This is a genomic window from Pseudohongiella spirulinae, from assembly GCF_001444425.1.
GTDB classification, from domain to species: domain Bacteria; phylum Pseudomonadota; class Gammaproteobacteria; order Pseudomonadales; family Pseudohongiellaceae; genus Pseudohongiella; species Pseudohongiella spirulinae.
In genome coordinates this window covers 2,566,591-2,584,149 of sequence record NZ_CP013189.1, presented here as the reverse complement: position 1 = coordinate 2,584,149, position 17,559 = coordinate 2,566,591, and the positions used below count along the sequence as shown (strand labels likewise).

At 54.1% G+C, this 17,559-nt stretch carries 13 protein-coding genes; 6 read left to right on the top strand and 7 right to left on the bottom strand.

The window, feature by feature from the left end:
* Window positions 1-10: 10 nt before the first annotated feature.
* A complete protein-coding gene (locus PS2015_RS11875; RefSeq protein ID WP_058022438.1) occupies window positions 11-322 on the bottom strand; it encodes a TraR/DksA family transcriptional regulator in 312 nt (103 codons plus the stop codon).
* Between the two features lie 199 nt (window positions 323-521).
* On the opposite strand from PS2015_RS11875, the gene PS2015_RS11870 reads away from it, so the two are divergent.
* The 6 genes from PS2015_RS11870 to PS2015_RS11845 all read left to right on the top strand — a co-directional run bounded on the left by PS2015_RS11870 (window position 522) and on the right by PS2015_RS11845 (window position 9,905).
* Window positions 522-1,334, top strand: coding sequence for a UDP-2,3-diacylglucosamine diphosphatase (locus PS2015_RS11870; protein WP_058022437.1), 813 nt, complete (start codon window positions 522-524; stop codon window positions 1,332-1,334).
* Between the two features lie 7 nt (window positions 1,335-1,341).
* Window positions 1,342-3,075, top strand: coding sequence for a bifunctional ornithine lipid synthase OlsF (gene olsF / locus PS2015_RS11865; RefSeq protein ID WP_335338237.1), 1,734 nt, complete (start codon window positions 1,342-1,344; stop codon window positions 3,073-3,075).
* A 159-nt stretch (window positions 3,076-3,234) separates the two neighbouring features.
* Window positions 3,235-6,243: a TonB-dependent receptor gene (locus PS2015_RS11860; RefSeq protein WP_058022435.1), complete on the top strand. Its 3,009-nt coding sequence runs from the start codon at window positions 3,235-3,237 to the stop codon at window positions 6,241-6,243.
* A 248-nt stretch (window positions 6,244-6,491) separates the two neighbouring features.
* Window positions 6,492-7,727 (top strand): NAD(P)/FAD-dependent oxidoreductase, encoded by a 1,236-nt coding sequence (locus PS2015_RS11855; RefSeq protein ID WP_082628118.1) that lies wholly within the window; start codon window positions 6,492-6,494, stop codon window positions 7,725-7,727.
* 27 nt (window positions 7,728-7,754) lie between these two features.
* On the top strand, window positions 7,755-8,183 hold the full coding sequence (locus PS2015_RS11850) for a protein tyrosine phosphatase family protein (protein ID WP_058022434.1): 429 nt from the start codon (window positions 7,755-7,757) through the stop codon (window positions 8,181-8,183).
* Window positions 8,184-8,195: 12 nt separating this feature from the next.
* Window positions 8,196-9,905, top strand: a complete 1,710-nt coding sequence (locus PS2015_RS11845) for a SulP family inorganic anion transporter (protein ID WP_058022433.1) — start codon at window positions 8,196-8,198, stop codon at window positions 9,903-9,905.
* A gap of 107 nt (window positions 9,906-10,012) precedes the next feature.
* Here PS2015_RS11845 and PS2015_RS11840 read toward each other — a convergent pair whose 3' ends face one another.
* The 6 genes from PS2015_RS11840 to pcnB are packed head-to-tail and all read right to left on the bottom strand — an operon-like array spanning window position 10,013 to window position 17,092.
* The gene (locus tag PS2015_RS11840) at window positions 10,013-11,194 is read right to left on the bottom strand and encodes an acetyl-CoA C-acetyltransferase (RefSeq protein WP_058022432.1); all 1,182 of its coding nucleotides are present in this window, start codon (window positions 11,192-11,194) and stop codon (window positions 10,013-10,015) included.
* 5 nt (window positions 11,195-11,199) lie between these two features.
* Window positions 11,200-13,137: an acetate--CoA ligase gene (acs, locus tag PS2015_RS11835; RefSeq protein ID WP_058022431.1), complete on the bottom strand. Its 1,938-nt coding sequence runs from the start codon at window positions 13,135-13,137 to the stop codon at window positions 11,200-11,202.
* Window positions 13,138-13,167: 30 nt separating this feature from the next.
* Entirely contained in the window at window positions 13,168-14,037 is an 870-nt protein-coding gene (gene panC / locus PS2015_RS11830; RefSeq protein WP_058022430.1) for a pantoate--beta-alanine ligase, read from the bottom strand.
* Between the two features lie 18 nt (window positions 14,038-14,055).
* The gene (panB, locus tag PS2015_RS11825; RefSeq protein WP_058022429.1) at window positions 14,056-14,868 is read right to left on the bottom strand and encodes a 3-methyl-2-oxobutanoate hydroxymethyltransferase; all 813 of its coding nucleotides are present in this window, start codon (window positions 14,866-14,868) and stop codon (window positions 14,056-14,058) included.
* A 41-nt stretch (window positions 14,869-14,909) separates the two neighbouring features.
* Window positions 14,910-15,557: a deoxynucleoside kinase gene (locus tag PS2015_RS11820; protein ID WP_058022428.1), complete on the bottom strand. Its 648-nt coding sequence runs from the start codon at window positions 15,555-15,557 to the stop codon at window positions 14,910-14,912.
* Window positions 15,557-17,092 (bottom strand): polynucleotide adenylyltransferase PcnB, encoded by a 1,536-nt coding sequence (gene pcnB / locus PS2015_RS11815; RefSeq protein WP_237113324.1) that lies wholly within the window; start codon window positions 17,090-17,092, stop codon window positions 15,557-15,559. The genes PS2015_RS11820 and pcnB overlap by 1 nt, the downstream gene beginning before the upstream one ends.
* Window positions 17,093-17,559: the final 467 nt, after the last annotated feature.

Sequence of the window (17,559 nt, the reverse complement as noted above, 5' to 3'; positions counted from 1 at the left end):
ATGTGATAGTTCAGGCGCAGTTTATGCACTTGACTGCCATGGGATAGGCGTCAATTCTGGCGGTGGCAATGGCTTCTCCGCAGGTGGTACAGGTGCCATAACTACCGTCATGAATGCGGGCCAGTGCGGCATCGATTTCGCGTATCTCGTTGCGGGCATCGACTGCAAGCGCCTGCAGAACCTCTTCGTTCTCATTTTCCTGTGCACGTTCTTCGGAATCCTGACTGCGTCCCGACGAAAGATCGGCCTGAATGCCCTCCATGCGCGTCGTCAACTCTTGTCTGAGTGCCTGCAATTTCTGTTCGGTTACAGTCAGATCCATATCTACTCCCGGTTTCTTAGTCAAATCAGTGCCAGAGCGTTGATGCTACCGCCAGTCAGTAAATTGTTCAATTGCTCCCCCGATTCAATAAGCCGGTTTAAGTCCTGAAAATTGTCATACAACCGTCACCGCGCCGAGACAATTCTGTTATGTACAGTCGCTAAGCTACAGATCCATCAACAACCAGCCGGAGGGCAGGATGATGGGCAGACGCACACACTACCGCACGGTATTTCTCTCAGATATTCACCTTGGCGACAAGGACTGCAAAGCTGACTTCTTGCTCGATTTTCTTGAGCACAGTCGCATTGATTGTCTGTATCTGATTGGCGACATTATCGATATGTGGGCCATGAGCCGACAATTCCTCTGGCCGGACGCTCACAACCGCCTGCTGCATCGTTTGATGAGTCTGCCGGGCGAGGGCACCCGGGTGATCTACCTGCCAGGTAATCATGATGAACCGGCCCAGCGCTATGATGGCATGGCCTTGGGTGATATCGAGATACATCGGGAATACATCCATACCCTGGCTGATGGTCGAAAACTGCTGCTGATGCACGGTGACCAGTTTGATCAGGAAGTCTGCTTCGGTCCCATGCACGCCTGGATTGGTGACAAGGCTTACAAGCTGCTGCTGTTTGTGAACCGCTGGTACAACCGCTACCGGGTCTGGCGCGGCCATGATTATTGGTCGTTGGCCGGTTATATAAAACAGCGGGTCAGCGGTGCCAGCGAAGCCATTGCACGCTATCGGCAGATCGGCTGTCGCTATGCCAGCGAACGCGGCGTCGATGGCATCGTCTGTGGTCATATTCACCACCCGGAGATCACGGAGCAGGACGGCATGCTTTACTGCAATGATGGTGACTGGGTGGAGAATTGCTCCGCCCTGACCGAGGACAAGGACGGCAAATTGGATCTGTTGTTCTGGACGCGACAACGGCAGCGGGCAGATGTTTACAAACTGCCGCCATTGCTGCCGGTGGCTCGTAAACAGGATGCAGCCTGAGATGTTTATGGTTGACGAACTGCTGCAACAACAGTTTCCTCAGCTTAACCGTCGGCCATGGCTTTTTCGTCCCCTGAAATTTCTGGTCAGCAAGCTGCTGCATGAACGTGAGTTTCAGGAATTCGCACAAGATTATCCGCATCTGACCGGAATCGACTTCGTGGAGCAGGTGCTGCTCTACTTCAATTTTAGTTACTCGCTCCGGAGCTGCGAGAGGGAGCGCATTCCCGCTGATGGTCGGGTGGTCATCATTGCCAATCATCCGATCGGTTCGCTGGATGGGCTGGCGCTGATCAAGTTGATCAGTGAGCTCAGACCGGATGTGAAAGTCGTGTCGAATCAGATGCTGATGGCGCTAAAACCTCTGCACCCACTGCTGCTGCCGGTCAACAATATGAGTGGCGGAACGGTGAGAGCGAAGTTGAAAAGCATACATCAGCACTTGTGCGACGAGGGCGCGCTGATCATTTTTCCGGCCGGGGAAGTTTCCCGGCTGCGTCCGCAAGGCGTTCGTGACCCCCGCTGGCACGATGGTTTTCTTAAAATAGCCGCCCGAGCCCAGGCACCGATTCTGCCCGTCCATCTGGAGGGGCGCAACTCATCGCTGTTCTACAGCGCGTCCATGATCTACAAGCCACTCTCTACTGCGCTGCTGGTCACAGAGATGTTCAAACAAAGATCCCATGATCTGCCCGTGCGGATCGGGGAGATGATTCCGTTTGACTCATGGCAGTCATTGCCATTGGCGTCAGAGCAGATTGTTAAATTGTTCAAACGCCACCTGTACAGGCTCGGTCGCGATGGAAAGCCAGTTTTTCGTACTCAACCTGCAGTTGCCTTGCCAGAAAGTCGCGCGGATTTGGCCAGGGTACTGTTTGCTGAAGGCAGACAGCTGGGTAAGACCGACGACGGTAAACTTATCTGGCTCTATGACTATCGAGCGGATTCTCCAGTCATGCGTGAAATCGGTCGTTTGCGTGAAATCGCGTTTCGTGCCGTGGGCGAGGGGACTCAGTCGCGTCGCGACATTGATATTTTCGACTGTGTCTATCAACACCTGATTTTGTGGGACGCAAGGGAGTTGGAAATCGTCGGCGCCTATCGTTTGGGTGATGCGTGGCGTCTGCATCGGCAGACCCCGGGCCTGTATTCGGCCAGTCTTTTTGACTACCTGCCAACAATGGACCCTTATTTCGAGCAGGGCCTGGAGCTGGGTCGCGGTTTTGTCCAGCCCCGTTATTGGGGCAAGCGCAGTCTGGACTATCTCTGGTACGGCATTGGCGCGTTTTTGAGATGCTACCCGCAGTATCGCTACCTGTTTGGGCCCGTCAGTTTGAGTGGTCAGTTGCCTGTAGCGGCCCGTGACCTGCTGGTTGATTTTTATGGCAGGCATTTCCGCTCGCGGGAGATGCTGGCAATTGCGCATCATCCGTATGTGGTGTCAGACAACACCTGTTTTACGCCAGCGGCACAGTACGCAAGCCAGAGTTATCCGGATGCATTTCGCGTGCTCAAGGCCAGACTGGCCGGGATGGGTGTGGCAGTTCCAACGCTGTACAAACACTACACAGAGCTTTGTGCACCGGGGGGAGCCAGATTCCTTGCATTCGGTGTGGACGAACATTTTGGTAACTGCATTGATGGTCTGATTTTGATTGACACACAGATGATGGCTGCCCGGAAGAAGGAACGCTATCTTGTGCGGCCCTGCCACGGTCCCGAGTCACAGCTTGTCAAATAAAGTTCACGCAAATCGAGAATTACTGTCACATACCCCCCCCTATACTGCGCCAGCTTTCTGATTGACTGCACAGCATCCTGCAACGGTGATCAGTCAAATCCTCAAAAAACACACGCCACCTAATGGCGGATCAGCAGCATTTTATTTATTCGGAGTTACATGATGATCTTCAAACGAAAACAGTTACGTCAGGCGATTTTGGTTGCATTGTGTGCAGTACCGGCAACGGAACTGATGGCACAGATACCTGCCGCTGAAACACTCACTATTGCTCAGGCCAGCGGTTCCAGCTCAATCCCCGCAACCGGAGAAATCAGCGGTGTGGTCACAGACGCTATTCGCGGCGGATTTCTGGTTGGTGCCGAGGTGCGCATCAGTGGATTTGAAGTGGTTGCCGTCACTAACAGTGAAGGCCGCTACACATTTCGCGGCGTCCCGGTTGGCAACTACACGCTGGATGTGAGCTATCTGGGCCGTCCGGCGCGTCAGACCCAGGTCACTGTAACCGGTAATCAGGTCTCTGTGGCCAACGTGGTGCTGGGTGCCACGGGTGATGACAATCAGGCCATCGAGAGTATCGTGGTGATCGGTGCCCGCCCGCAGGCTGAATCCGAAGCCAGAGCCCTGCAGATGCAGCGCTCCTCAGCCGCCATCATTAACGTGGTATCCGCCGACGCGGTGGGTCAGTTCCCCGACCAGAACATTGCCGCCGCTCTGTCGCGCCTGCCCGGTATCGCGGTAGAACGTGATCAGGGACAGGAGCGCGCCATCAGTATGCGCGGCGCACCGTCGCGCTGGAGTTCGATTTCCTTCGACGGCGTTAACGTTATTGCCCCCAGCGGTCGCCGTGCACGGACTGATACCGTACCGGCCGCCATCGGCAGTGCCGTTGCTGTGCGAAAGGCCGTAACGCCAGCCATGCAGGGTGAATCACTGGCCGGTAACGTTGATATTATTACACGTGGCGCTTTTGATTATCCCGGATTCAAGTCAGCCTTGAACGTGGCTGCCGGTTACAATGATCTGGGCGGTGGCGATCAGTACGACGTCGGTGGTTTTGTTGCCAATACCTTTGCGGATGGACAGTTTGGTGTGCTGTTGTCAGCCTCACGTTATGAGCGCGACATGGTCACTGATAACTTTGAGACCGACTGGGAGACTGGCGAAGACTCACAGGATCGTGAGCCTGGTTTCGAAGAACGTGCCTGGGCGGATGCTCACCAGAATAAATTGTATCGTCTGGTGCGCAGCAACACCGCCTATTCTGGTCGTTTCGATTTCCGCCCTTCGGACAATCATCATTTCTTCTTCAGCACCATCTACACCGAATTCACCGATGATGAGATGCGCAATGCTCATGAGTTCGATTTTGATGACGGTGCAGTCCGCACAGATCGTGCCAGTGTGACACGTGGCTATGCTGATATCCGGACTGGCAATACACCGCTGCAGGGTACAATTTACGCGGTAGAGTTAGACAGCACATTGAATTCAAACAAGACACTGGAAAGCATTTTCACAAACACACTGGGTGGCGAGCAGCGCTTTGGCATCTGGGACGCGTCTTGGCGTCTGAACTACAGCAATTCAAAGGCTGAAGGTGGTCCCTCTGTGCAGTCAGCCTGGAGAAGCCCCAGGGGTGCTGACGCGCTCAGTCTGAGACCGACAGTGGTTTATGACTACAACGATCGCACACGACACGGCGTGAAGCTGTTTGAGACTATCGTTAATCCGGATGGCTCCTTCTCACGTGGTGCCATCAAGCGCTCTCTTGATCCGCAGGATTACGAGTTTGTTCGCCTGCGTAACAACACAAGATTGCAAGACAGCAAGTCCATCAGCGCACGTTTTGATTTGACACGTGAGATGGACCTGTTCGGCCAGCCGAGCGAAGTCCAGTTTGGCGTGCAGTACGACGACCGTTCCAAGGAAGACACTCGCCAGACACTGCAAATCCTGCCCGGTGCATTGACGGCTGCAGGTGTCGCTTTGCCGACGACTGATGACTTTGCCATCAATGATCCATATAAAGGTGAGTTGCCGCTGGGTTACACCTTCCGGTACTTCTCTGACAGGGGGCTGCGTAATCTTTGGAGCAGCCTGGCAAGTCAGGGATTCGCCGAAGTGCTGGCTGACACATCAGAAACCAATAACTACGAAGTAACAGAAGAAGTACTGTCCGCCTACGCCATGGCGACCACCTATTTTGACTGGGGTAACATCCTTGCCGGTGCCCGTGTCGAGCGAGTTGATAATACCGGCAGTGCGCTGGTGCGTTTTGGCAACACTTATCAGCCAGCTTTGGTGGGCGGTGATAACCTGCAATTTTTCCCCAGTGTGCATGTGAACTGGGACATCAATGATGAGCTCAAGCTACGTGTTTCAGCTAACAGTGGCGCGGCTCGACCAGATTTCACCATCCTGCGTCCTAACTTCAACGTCTCGGATGAGAATCAGTCCATCAGTGGTGGCAACCCGTTGGCTGAGCCGGAAAAAGCCATGGGGCTGGATGCTTACCTGGAATGGTATATGCCTTCAGGCAGTTTTTTCTCGGTGGGCGCGTACTACAAGTCTCTGGATGATGTGCTTTTCACCGTGCAGCGACCGACCTTTGGCAGCGACGTGTTGAATCAACCTGGCTTTGATCGTTCAACGTACAGCTACACCACTACTGACAACGGTGGCAGTGGGCATATTGCCGGTTTCGAAGTCGCGGTATCACAGACGCTGGAACCGTTCGCTGAGCGTCTGAATCTGCCTGACTGGGCCACAGGATTCGGCTTCCGCGGCAACCTGACGCTGAATGATTCCGAAAGCGAAACGCCTGACGGTCGCAAGATTCAGCTGCCAGGTTCATCTGACCTGATATACAACCTGGCGCTGTCCTATGAGCGTTACGGTCTTTCCACCCGTCTGAGCTGGCAATACCGAACCAAGTGGATTGACAGCATCGGCGACGGCGATATTCTGGGCGATGGTTACTGGGATGAAGTCGGCCGTCTGGACTTCAAGGTCGGGTATACGTTTAACGACAATGCCAACGTTTACCTGGAAGCCAACAACCTGTTGAGTGAGCCGGGTATCCGCTACGAAGGCGATCCCATCCGGGTTTCTGAGTACGAGGAGTTTGGTCCGCGTTATCTGGTAGGTCTGCGACTGAACTTCTGATAGCAGTCTGGTTGATAGTAAAAGCCCCTTTCAGCATTGGCTGGAAGGGGCTTTTTTGCTTACCAATGTCAGTAAGTATTGCCAGGCCCGGACTCTGATTGATCTGCGTCAATAGCACGGCAGTTGACCGGCAACAGACGGAGGTTCATGATAAGTCCTCTGAATTATAAGCTTATACTGCTTTTCATATAATTGATGGTATCGTTGTCGACGATCGATCAGCCAAGACATTTAATCAGGAGGCAGAAATGGCTAATCAAACGCATTTTGACGTGGTGGTTGTAGGTGCTGGCGCTGGTGGTATCTCCGCCGCCGCCAGTCTCCTGAAACGTAAGCCGGATTTGAACATTGCTCTGGTTGATAAGGCTGACAAACATTATTATCAGCCCGGCTGGACGATGGTCGGCGGCGGTGTATTTACCCCGCAACAGACTGAGCGCCCGATGGCGAGCCTGATTCCGCGAGGTACCACTTGGGTCAAAGCCGCTGTGACTGGGTTTGAGCCCGACAACAATAAGGTGCTGCTGGACGATGGTAAGGCACTGACCTATGACCGTCTGATTGTTGCCCCGGGTCTGAAACTGAACTGGGATGCGGTGGAAGGGCTCAGTGAGACGCTGGGTAAAAACGGCGTGACGTCCAACTACCGGTTTGACCTGGCACCTTATACCTGGAAGCTGGTCAGCGAGCTGAAATCTGGCAAGGCTATTTTTACGCAGCCACCTATGCCCATTAAATGCGCAGGTGCGCCTCAAAAAGCCATGTATCTGTCCGGCGATCATTGGGTAAGGCAAGGTCTGATCGATAAAATTGATATCCATTTTTGCAATGCGGGTGGCGTGCTGTTTGGGGTGGCTGACTATGTGCCCGCCCTCATGGAATATGTAAAACGTTACCATGCGACGCTTAATTTCAGTCATAACCTGGTCAAGGTCGACGGTGAAGCGCGCACGGCGTGGTTTGACAAAACGGATGCGGACGGCAACAAGGAAACGGTGGAGATGCAATTCGACATGATGCATGTCTGTCCACCACAACAGGCGCCGGACTTTATTCGCAGCAGCCCGTTGGCCGATCAGGCCGGCTGGGTGGATGTGGACCAGGAAACGCTTAAACACAAACGATACGCGAATATCTGGTCGCTGGGTGATGTCATGAACGCACCCAATGCCAAGACTGCAGCGGCGGCGCGTAAGCAGGCGCCGATTGTGGCCTTTAATATGCTGGCAGATATGGGCGTTACGAAGGGCGAAGCACGCTATAATGGCTACGGTTCATGCCCGTTGACCGTGGAGCGCGGCAAAATTGTGCTCGCCGAGTTTGGTTATGGCGGTAAGTTGTTGCCGAGTATGCCGGGTTGGCTGCTTGACGGACGTCGCCCGACGCGTATGGCATGGACTTTGAAGAAGGATTTTTTGCCGTGGCTTTACTGGAATGGCATGCTGAAAGGCAGGGAATGGCTGGTCGCACCGGATGTGGTGTAAATTTTTTTAAAAGTTCAGGAGTAGTTTATGAAGGCTAAGCAGGTGACTGATGATTTTGCAGTCGCGGAGCAATTGACGGCAGACGATGTGGACATGATGGCAGCCGCCGGATTCAAGACCATTATCTGCAACCGCCCCGACGGCGAAAGCCATGGTCAACCCTTGCGAGCGGAAATTCAGGCCGTTGCAGAAGATCATGATATGGTCTTTAAGTACATTCCGGTAGTGTCCGGCCAATTGAGTCTGGAGGATGTGGCAGCCTTCACAGAGGCGCTGGATGAGGCGCCCAAGCCGGTTCTGGCCTATTGCCGCAGTGGTACGCGTTCCATCCAGTTGTGGGGGCTGGCCAGCGGATTGAAGGGCATGGCCCCTGAGGAAGTGGTTCGTCTGGGCGCACAGGCCGGTTACGATCTGAATGGTGTGGCTGGTTGGCTGGCCCAGCAGAGCGAAGGTTAAACTGGAGCTGACTTGAAAAAGTACCTGCCAATTCTGGACTGGGCGCGTCGGTATCGATCCGAGCAGTTCTCTGACGACATCCTGGCGGCCATCATTGTCATGGTCATGCTGGTACCGCAGTCACTGGCCTATGCGATGCTGGCAGGGCTGCCACCCGAGATGGGTTTGTATGCGAGTATCCTGCCGCTGATGGTGTATGCGCTGTTTGGCACCAGCCGGGCATTGTCGGTCGGTCCGGTAGCGGTGGTATCGTTAATGACCGCGGCGGCTGTGGCCCGGCTGGAGTTGCAGGATCCCGCCCAAATGATAGCTGCAGCTACGCTGCTGGCATTTATGGCGGGAGCTTTTCTGGTCATTCTGGGCGTGCTCAGGTTGGGTTTTCTGGCGAACTTTTTGTCGCATCCGGTGATCGCCGGGTTTATCACTGCCTCCGGGGTAATTATTGCCCTGGGGCAATTACCCGGCATTCTCGGTATCAGCGCAGGCGGTCAGACCCTGCTGCAGTTGGTGCCATCCATTGCTTCTGGTGTGCAGGCGTCCCTGGATAACCTGAACTGGCCGACGATACTGGTCGGCGGTGGTACATTGATTTACCTGTTCTGGTCGCGGGCCAAACTGGCGGGTTTGCTGAAAAAAGCCGGTATGAATGACCGGACAGCGGTGATCACCTCGCGACTGAGTCCGATTGTGGCCGTATTGGCCACTGGGTTTGCGGCCTGGTCTCTGGACCTGGGTGAGAAAGGTCTGGTTCTGGTTGGTGATGTGCCGACCGGCCTGCCGGGGCTGGCACTGCCGAGTTTCTCGCCAGATCTGTGGTCAGCGCTGGCGGGTTCGGCAGCCCTGATTGCTATCCTGGGATTTGTTGAGTCTGTGTCTGTGGCTCAGGGACTGGCAGCCAAAAAGCGTGAACGCATCGATCCGGATCAGGAGCTAATCGGTATCGGTGCCTCCAATATGGCAGCCTCGGTGGCGGGCGGTTTTCCTGTGGCGGGCGGTTTTGCGCGCTCGGTTGTCAATTTTGATGCCGGTGCGGCTACGCCAGCGGCCGGATTTTTTGCCGCTCTGCTCATGGCTGTGGCGACCTTCTTTTTGATGCCGTTACTGGCCTGGTTGCCCAAAGCGACGCTGTCAGCGACCATTATCGTTGCTGTCTGGTCACTGGTGGATTTCAGTATTTTGAAGAAAGCCTGGAGTTATTCGCGTGCCGATTTCATGGCGGTTACCGCCACCATCGTTCTGACCTGGCTCGAGGGTGTGGAGGCCGGTGTCGCGGCGGGTATTCTGGTTTCCGTGCTGATACATCTGTACAAGAGTTCTCGTCCGCACGTGGCCATTGTGGGACAGGTGCCGGGCACCGAGCATTACCGCAATGTGCATCGTCATCATGTCACAACATATCCACAGATATTGTCTTTGCGGGTCGACGAAAGCCTGTACTTTGCAAACACGCGTTTTCTTGAAGATCTGGTCTACAAGGAAGTGTCGGAACGGGCTGATTTGAAGCATGTGGTGCTCATGTGCAGTGCCGTCAACGAGATTGACCTGAGTGCGCTGGAGTCATTGGAGGCCATTAACAGCCGGCTGAAAGACAATGGTATTCAGTTACATCTGTCTGAGGTCAAGGGACCGGTCATGGACAGCCTGCAACGCTCGCATTTCCTTCATGAACTCAGTGGCAAGGTCTATCTGAGTCAGCACCAGGCCGTTCAGGATTTGTTGTGAGATACCTGGGTTGAGATACCCGGGTTGTCAGATACCCGGGCAGTCAGAGGGTGGCAAGTGGACATCAGGGATACTCTTGAATGTCGTGGCTGTCCACTTGCTTGACTTCAACCCCGCTCAACAGCAATTGCCACACCCTGGCCACCGCCAATGCACAGTGTAGCCAGGCCTTTGTGAACATCACGGCGAATCATTTCGTGAATCAGTGTCACCAATACCCGGCAACCTGAGGCGCCAATCGGGTGACCTAATGCAATGGCACCGCCGTTGACATTAACTTTGTCCATATCCCACTTGAGTTCGCGGGCGACTGCCAATGATTGGGCAGCAAAGGCCTCGTTGGCTTCGATCAGGTCAAGGTCATCAATGCCCCAACCCGCCTTTGCCAGGCAGCGTTGAGTGGCAGAGACCGGGCCAATGCCCATGATTTTTGGATCCACAGCGGCATTGGCCCAGGCTTTGATCCGTACCAGAGGGGTCAGACCGTTCTGCTCCGCAGCGCGCTGGCTGCAGACGATGACAGCGGCGGCGCCATCGTTGAGCCCGGACGCATTGCCGGCGGTCACTGAGCCATCTTTCTTGAAGACGGCTGGCAGACGGGAGAGAGCTTCGATAGACGAATTGGCGCGCGGGCCCTGGTCTATATCGACAATGATTGGCTCCCCTTTGCGCTGAGGAATCTGGACGGGCAGGATTTCCTGTTTGAAGTGGCCGGCCTGTATCGCAGCAACGGCTTTTTGCTGTGAGGCCAAAGCGAATTCGTCCTGCTCCTGCCGACTGATCTGATATTTCTCAACCAGATTCTCGGCCGTGATGCCCATATGATAATTATTGAAGGCGTCCCACAGACCGTCATGAATCATCGTGTCGACTGCCTGCCAGTTGCCCATTTTCTGACCTGTGCGCGAATTGGGTAACACGTGCGCAGACTGGCTCATGTTTTCCATGCCGCCAGCGATGATCATGTCGGCATCGCCGCACTGAATAGCCTGGGCGGCCAGGTGCACTGCTTTGAGACCGGATCCGCACACTTTATTGATGGTCATGGCTGGTGTTTCGACGCCCAGCCCGGCATGGATACTGGCCTGACGTGCCGGATTCTGACCACAGCCGGCTGTCAGCACCTGACCCATAATCACCTCGTTAATCAACGCGCTGTCTACTGCCGTGCGCTGTACTAACTGACGGATGATCTGGGCACCCAGCTCGGTGGCCGGCAAAGCAGCCAGGTCACCCTGAAAGGTTCCAATAGCGCTGCGTCCGGCAGCGACGATAACGATATCCTGCATACGGTTTACCTGTTAACTCGATGTTCGATGAGATTATCTACGACAGAGGGTTCAGCCAGCGTGGTGGTATCACCCAGGTGGTCTATTTCATTGGCGGCAATCTTGCGCAGAATGCGGCGCATGATTTTGCCGGAGCGTGTTTTGGGCAGCCCTGGTGCAAACTGTACGATTTCCGGCTTGGCAAAGGCCCCGATCTCGTCAGCAACAAATTGAATAAGTTCCTTTTTTAAATCGTCGGAGTCTTTGATGCCAGTCATCAGTGTCACATAGGCATAGACAGCGTTGCCCTTGATATCATGTGGGTATCCGACCACGGCAGCTTCTGCAACTTTAGGATGTAAAACCAGGGCGCTCTCCAACTCCGCGGTGCCCAGACGATGCCCGGAGACGTTGATTACGTCATCCACCCGGCCAATGATCCAGTAGTAACCGTCCTTGTCACGGCGTGCGCTGTCGCCGGTAAAGTAATAGCCCGGGTAGGCCTTGAAGTAAGTGTCCACACACCGCTGATGATCACCAAATACGGTACGTATCTGAGAAGGCCAGCTCTGTGTAATAACCAGATTGCCTTTGCCGGCACCTTGGATAACCTTGCCGTGAGCATCCAGTAGTTCTGGTTTAACACCAAAGAAGGGCAGGGTTGCGGAGCCGGGTTTCAGGTCAGTAACGCCAGCCATGGGGCTGATCATGGTGGAGCCGGTTTCAGTCTGCCACCAGGTGTCGACTATCGGACAGCGCTCTTCGCCAACTACTTTGTGATACCATTCCCAGGCCTCCGGGTTAATCGGTTCGCCGACTGAGCCGAGCAGGCGCAGCGATGCGCGGGAGCTGCTCTTGACTGGCTCGTCCCCCAGACTCATGAGTGCACGCAGGGCTGTAGGCGCGGTGTAAAAAATATTCACGTGATGTTTGTCGATCACCTGCCAGAAGCGCGAAGCATCGGGGTAGGTGGGTACGCCTTCGAACATCAGGGTCGTTGCGCCGTTGCACAGCGGCCCGTAAAGGATATAGCTGTGTCCGGTCACCCAGCCTACATCAGCCGTGCACCAGAAAACCTCACCTTCGTGGTAGTCAAAGATGTACTTGTGGCTCATGGCGGCCTGCAGCAGGTAGCCGGCTGTGCTGTGCAGCACTCCCTTGGGTTTGCCGGTGGAGCCGGATGTATAAAGAATGAATAAGGCGTCCTCAGCGTCCATGACCTCAGCAGGGCATTGGTCATCGACCTGGGAAATAGCCTCGTGGTACCAGACATCGCGTTCCGCATGCCATCCTGTGTCGGCCTCAGTGTGCTTCACCACAATGACAGAGTGCACATCCGGGCACTGCTCCAGCGCCTTGTCCACGTTGTGTTTCAGTGGGATGAGTTTGCCACCGCGGACGCCCTGGTTGGCTGTAATAACAGTGCGACAATCAGAGTCCTGGATGCGGTCGCGGATAGCATCGGGCGAGAAGCCACCAAACACAACCGAATGAACGGCACCAATGCGGGTGCAGGCCAGCATGGCATAGGCGGCCTCGGGAATCATGGGCATATAGATGCACACCCGGTCGCCTTTTTTGACACCGCGCGCTTTTAGCACATTGGCCATGCGACAAACTGCCTGATGCAGGTCGCGGTAAGTGATGTGCAGACTGCTGTCGGGCTCATCTCCCTCCCAGATTATGGCTGTCTGATCGGCGCGTTGGGGCAGGTGGCGATCAATGCAATTCCAGCTGACATTCAGCTTGGCATCTTTGAACCAGGCGACCTGAGCCTTGGCAAACTCGCCGTCAAAAACCTTGCTCCAGGGTTCAAAAAAGCCGACAAACTTCTCTGCCTGTTCGGCCCAGAATATGTCGGGCTGATCAATTGATTGTTGATACAGGCGGTGATAATCGTCGATATTGATCAGGCTATGAGCGGCTCGCTCTTTGTCGACGGGATAGACTTTATCTTCTGCCATAGCTTGCTCCCAGTATTTTTATTGCGGCACTCAGGCCGTCAGCGTCAGTTCCAGGTTATCAATCAAGCGGGTGTTGCCGATGTATGCAGCGGCCAGTATGACCAGCTTCTGACCGGGATGACGGTGTGTGTCATCATCGGCTGGTTCCAGCGTATGAGCATCACAGATGCTGAAATAGTCGGGCCGCAGCCCCTCTTTTTGCAGTTGTCTGACGGCGTCACTTTCCAGCTGCCGGAAATGATTGCCGGTGGCTGCGACGTTCTTTGCTGTGTCCTGAAGCGTGCGGTACAACTGCGCTGCGGTGATCTTTTCGTCTGAACTCAGGTAGCCATTACGAGAACTCATAGCCAGACCACTTGGTTCGCGCTCTGTCGCCACGCCCGTGAGCGTGATCGGAAAACGCAAATCAAGTGTCATTTTGCGGATCACCTGAAATTGTTGATAGTCCTTAAGGCCGAAGACGGCATGATCTGGCTGTACCAGATTAAACAGTTTGCTGACCACGGTAGCCACGCCATCAAAGTGCCCTGGACGGCTCGCACCGCAATAACGTTCTGAAATGCCGGGCACCGTCACCACTGTGTGACGATCCAGACCGTCTGGATAAATTTCAGACACAGGCGGGGTGAATAGATAGTCACAGCCGGCCTGAGTCAGTTTGTTGATATCAGCGTCCGGTGTGCGGGGGTATTTGTCCAGATCTTCATTGCGGCCGAACTGCATGGGATTGACAAAAATCGTGGCAACGGTAATGTCTGCCAGCTCATTGGCGGTATGTACCAGTTTGATATGACCGGCATGCAGGTTGCCCATGGTGGGCACCACAGCAATGGTGTTGCCCTTGTGCCGTTCACCGTTCAGAGCCTGGCGAAGTGATTCAGTTGTGAAACAGATTTGCATAGAGAGATGTATCCGGAATTAGTCGAAACAATGTTCCGGCGCAGGGAAGTGTCCCTGTTTTACATCATCTGCATAACGCTTGATGGCGCCAGCGATGCCGTTGTCTGATTCGGCCAGAAAGTTTTTCACAAACTTGGGTTTGATGGGCGATATGCCCAGAATATCCTGCAGCACCAGCACCTGGCCGGTTGTGTCGGGTCCGGCACCAATGCCAATCACTGGAATATTGAGCGCTTCTGTGATGCGCCTGGCGAGCGAAGCGGGTACACACTCCAGCAGCAATATGCTGGCACCGGCTTCCTGTAGTTGCAGCGCCTCTTCAACCATTTTTTCGGCCTGCTCCGGGTTACGACCCTGAACCAGATAGCCGCCAAACAGGTTAATGGACTGTGGGGTGAGTCCCATGTGAACGCAGACCGGAATACCTCTCTCGGCAAGCAGGCGAGTTGAACTGGCCAGCCAGGCACCGCCTTCCAGTTTGACCATCTCTGCCCCGGCTCGCATCAGGGCAGCGGCATTCTCCAGAGTTTCCGTTTCTGAGGAGTAACTCATAAAGGGCATGTCAGCCATGATAAAGGACCGGCTGTTGCCACGCTTGACACATTCCACGTGGTAGATCATGTCTGTCATGGTCACAGGCAGTGTGTTGTCGTGCCCCTGCAACACCATGCCCAGCGAGTCGCCGACCAGAATTACCTCGACACCGGCATCATTCAGCAGCCGGGCATAGAGCGCATCATAGGCCGTCAGGCAGGCGAATTTTTCGCCTTTGGCGTTGATCTTGTTCAGAGTAGCCAGCGTGACGTGCTGGCGATCGGATTGTGCACTCATGTTGTTTCCCCTTCCTGATGCAGCTTAGCGTGACCCGATAGTCACAGCAAGGTGGGTTTTGGATTAAAGTACTGAACGCCGCGGGGAGAGCTCATGATGCGTGAGATTAATTGTTGGTAGTCGTCGTCACCATCCACCAGATCCAGATCACTGCAGTTGACTATCAGCAGCGGTGAGCGGTCGTAGTAGTGGAAAAAACGCGTGTAGGCATCATTCAGCCGGTTCAAATAGTCGGCGTCAATGGTCTGTTCGGCAGCAATACCGCGCTTCTGGATGCGCTGCAGAAGTATCTGGGTGGGCGCCTGCAGGTAGATGACCAGATCCGGGGCCGGTGCATCGATGGTCAGGTGATCGAAGACATTCTGATACAACAGGAACTCATCCGGATCCAGATTCAACTGGGCAAACAGCACATCTTTGTCGATCAGAAAGTCGGCAATGCGCACGGGCTCGAACAGGTCATCCTGTTTGATCGCCTGTAACTGTTGTGCACGCTGAAACAGGAAGAACAATTGCGTGGCCAGGGCATGCTGGCGCGGGTTGTTGTAGAAACGCTCAAGAAAAGGATTTTCCTCGGGCTTTTCCAGCATGATGTCATAGTTGAACGACTCCGCCAGGCGTTTTGCCAGGCTGGTTTTGCCGACCCCGATGGGCCCTTCGACGGCAATGTAGCGAGGCATGGTGTGCATCAATCCGCTGACTCCGACTGTTTACGTGGTTTGCGGCGGCGCGGGCGTTTCTTTTTAGCGCTCTGCAGGGCAGCGATCATGTTTTCCTGATCAGCACGATCTCCCAGCTGGAAACGGGTCCACCATGCGCCGGTTCCGCCCAGATCTTCACCTGCCTCTTCGCGCAGCAGCAGAAAGTCGTAGGCGGCGCGAAAACGCTGATGCCCCATTGCGCCGTCAACCGCTCTTTTACTGACCGGTTCCAGTCGCCACTGCAGTTCCCAGATTTCCCGCATCATGGCTGTAAAACGCTTGGGGATTGCCGTATAACGTAGCTGTGATGCAATCACATCGCTGGCTGTCTGCTGAATCTGTGTGGCAGTGGGTCGCCGGTTGCCGTTCTGCTGCATCAGCTCATGGCGCAGTACTGGCCACAGCAGAGCCGCATACAAAAACGCGGGGGTTATTGACTTGCCTTGCGCCAGGCGCTGGTCTGTGTTGCGAAACGCCAGTGCAACAAATTGTGTATCTATCGGATTATCGTCGGTCAGGTAGCTCAGCACAGGCTTGAACAGATATTCAGCGATGCCGTAGTGGCGCAGCATTGCAAAAGTCTCGGCAGATTTGCCGGTCGTAAACAGTTTCACGGTTTCGTCGAACAATCTGGCAGATGATATCGACTGCAGCAGATGTGCCAGACGCGGCAAGGGGGCTTCGGTGGATTTTTCAATGTCAAAATCCAGTTTGGCGGCCAGGCGCACGGCCCTCAGAATTCGCACCGGATCTTCGCGGAAACGGGTATCAGGGTCGCCAATCATGCGTATCTGTCGGCTTTTGATGTCTGCCAGTCCGTTCACAAAGTCCAGCAGTACAAACCCTTTGGTGGTGTAATACAGCGCGTTGACCGTGAAATCGCGCCGCAAGGCATCCTCGTTAATGCTGCCATAAACATTGTCGCGCAGGATCATGCCGCCGGATGTATGTGCGGAGTCGAGGTCGCGGATATGACGGCGCGACTGATCATCTTCAACTTCAGTTTCAATATCGTGATGCGCCCGAAAGGTGGTCACCTCAATAATTTCACGCCCAAAGCGGACATGCGCAATTTTGAATCGGCGTCCGACTACCCGGGAATTTCTGAACAGCTCTTTAACCTGCTCCGGGGTTGCATCTGTCGAGATATCAAAATCTTTTGGATGGCCTTGTAAAAGCAGGTCGCGCACACCGCCGCCGACCAGAAACGCCTGGAATCCTGCATCGTTCAGTCGATACAGTACCTTGAGAGCATTGGGGGAGATATTCTTGCGGGTAATGCAATGATCTTCGCGTGCAATGATATCTACGTCCTGAAGATCCAGCTCCTTGAGCAAATTTGATGTATTGCTGGCCCGGGTTGGACTATTGGAAGAGGTTGCATAGTGTTTGCGGGCTTTGCCGGTTTTTGTGCTGGCGCGAGTGTCTTGTTCAGGTTCGGGTTGATTAGCGTCCACTACCTTGGCAGGCGAGCCAAACAGGAATCGGGTCAGCTTTTTTAACATCGGCACGTCAGGGTCCATATACGCAATAATCCTGGTGAGCTGTATCCATGCGCGCAGCTACCAACTGATTTTTTGCAATAATACACGGAAGTGAGAAAGAGTGCAGGGTGAAATGCTCTGGGGGGTGACTCGACCCCCCCGCAAGGAAGGTATTTGTTTATTATTATTGTTGTTATTTCTTTTTGTTCTTGTGATGCTTTTGTTTTTATTGGAGACACAAATACGTGTCAAGTTCAGTAACAGTGACGATCAGCTTCGGCATACCCGATTAAACTGCCTTCCTGTTTGATTATTTTTATTATTTTGCACCTATTTGGATGCCAGGTTTATTTATTATTGTTTGTCGAGTTTTATTTTTATTGTGTTTTTTTATTGTTATTACCTTTACTAATGCACTTAGTGTGCCAAAAGTAATATTTGCTTTATAAACAATTAGTTATAAATTAAAGCGATGTTTCTACTACTGAGTATCAAGAAAAGTGTTA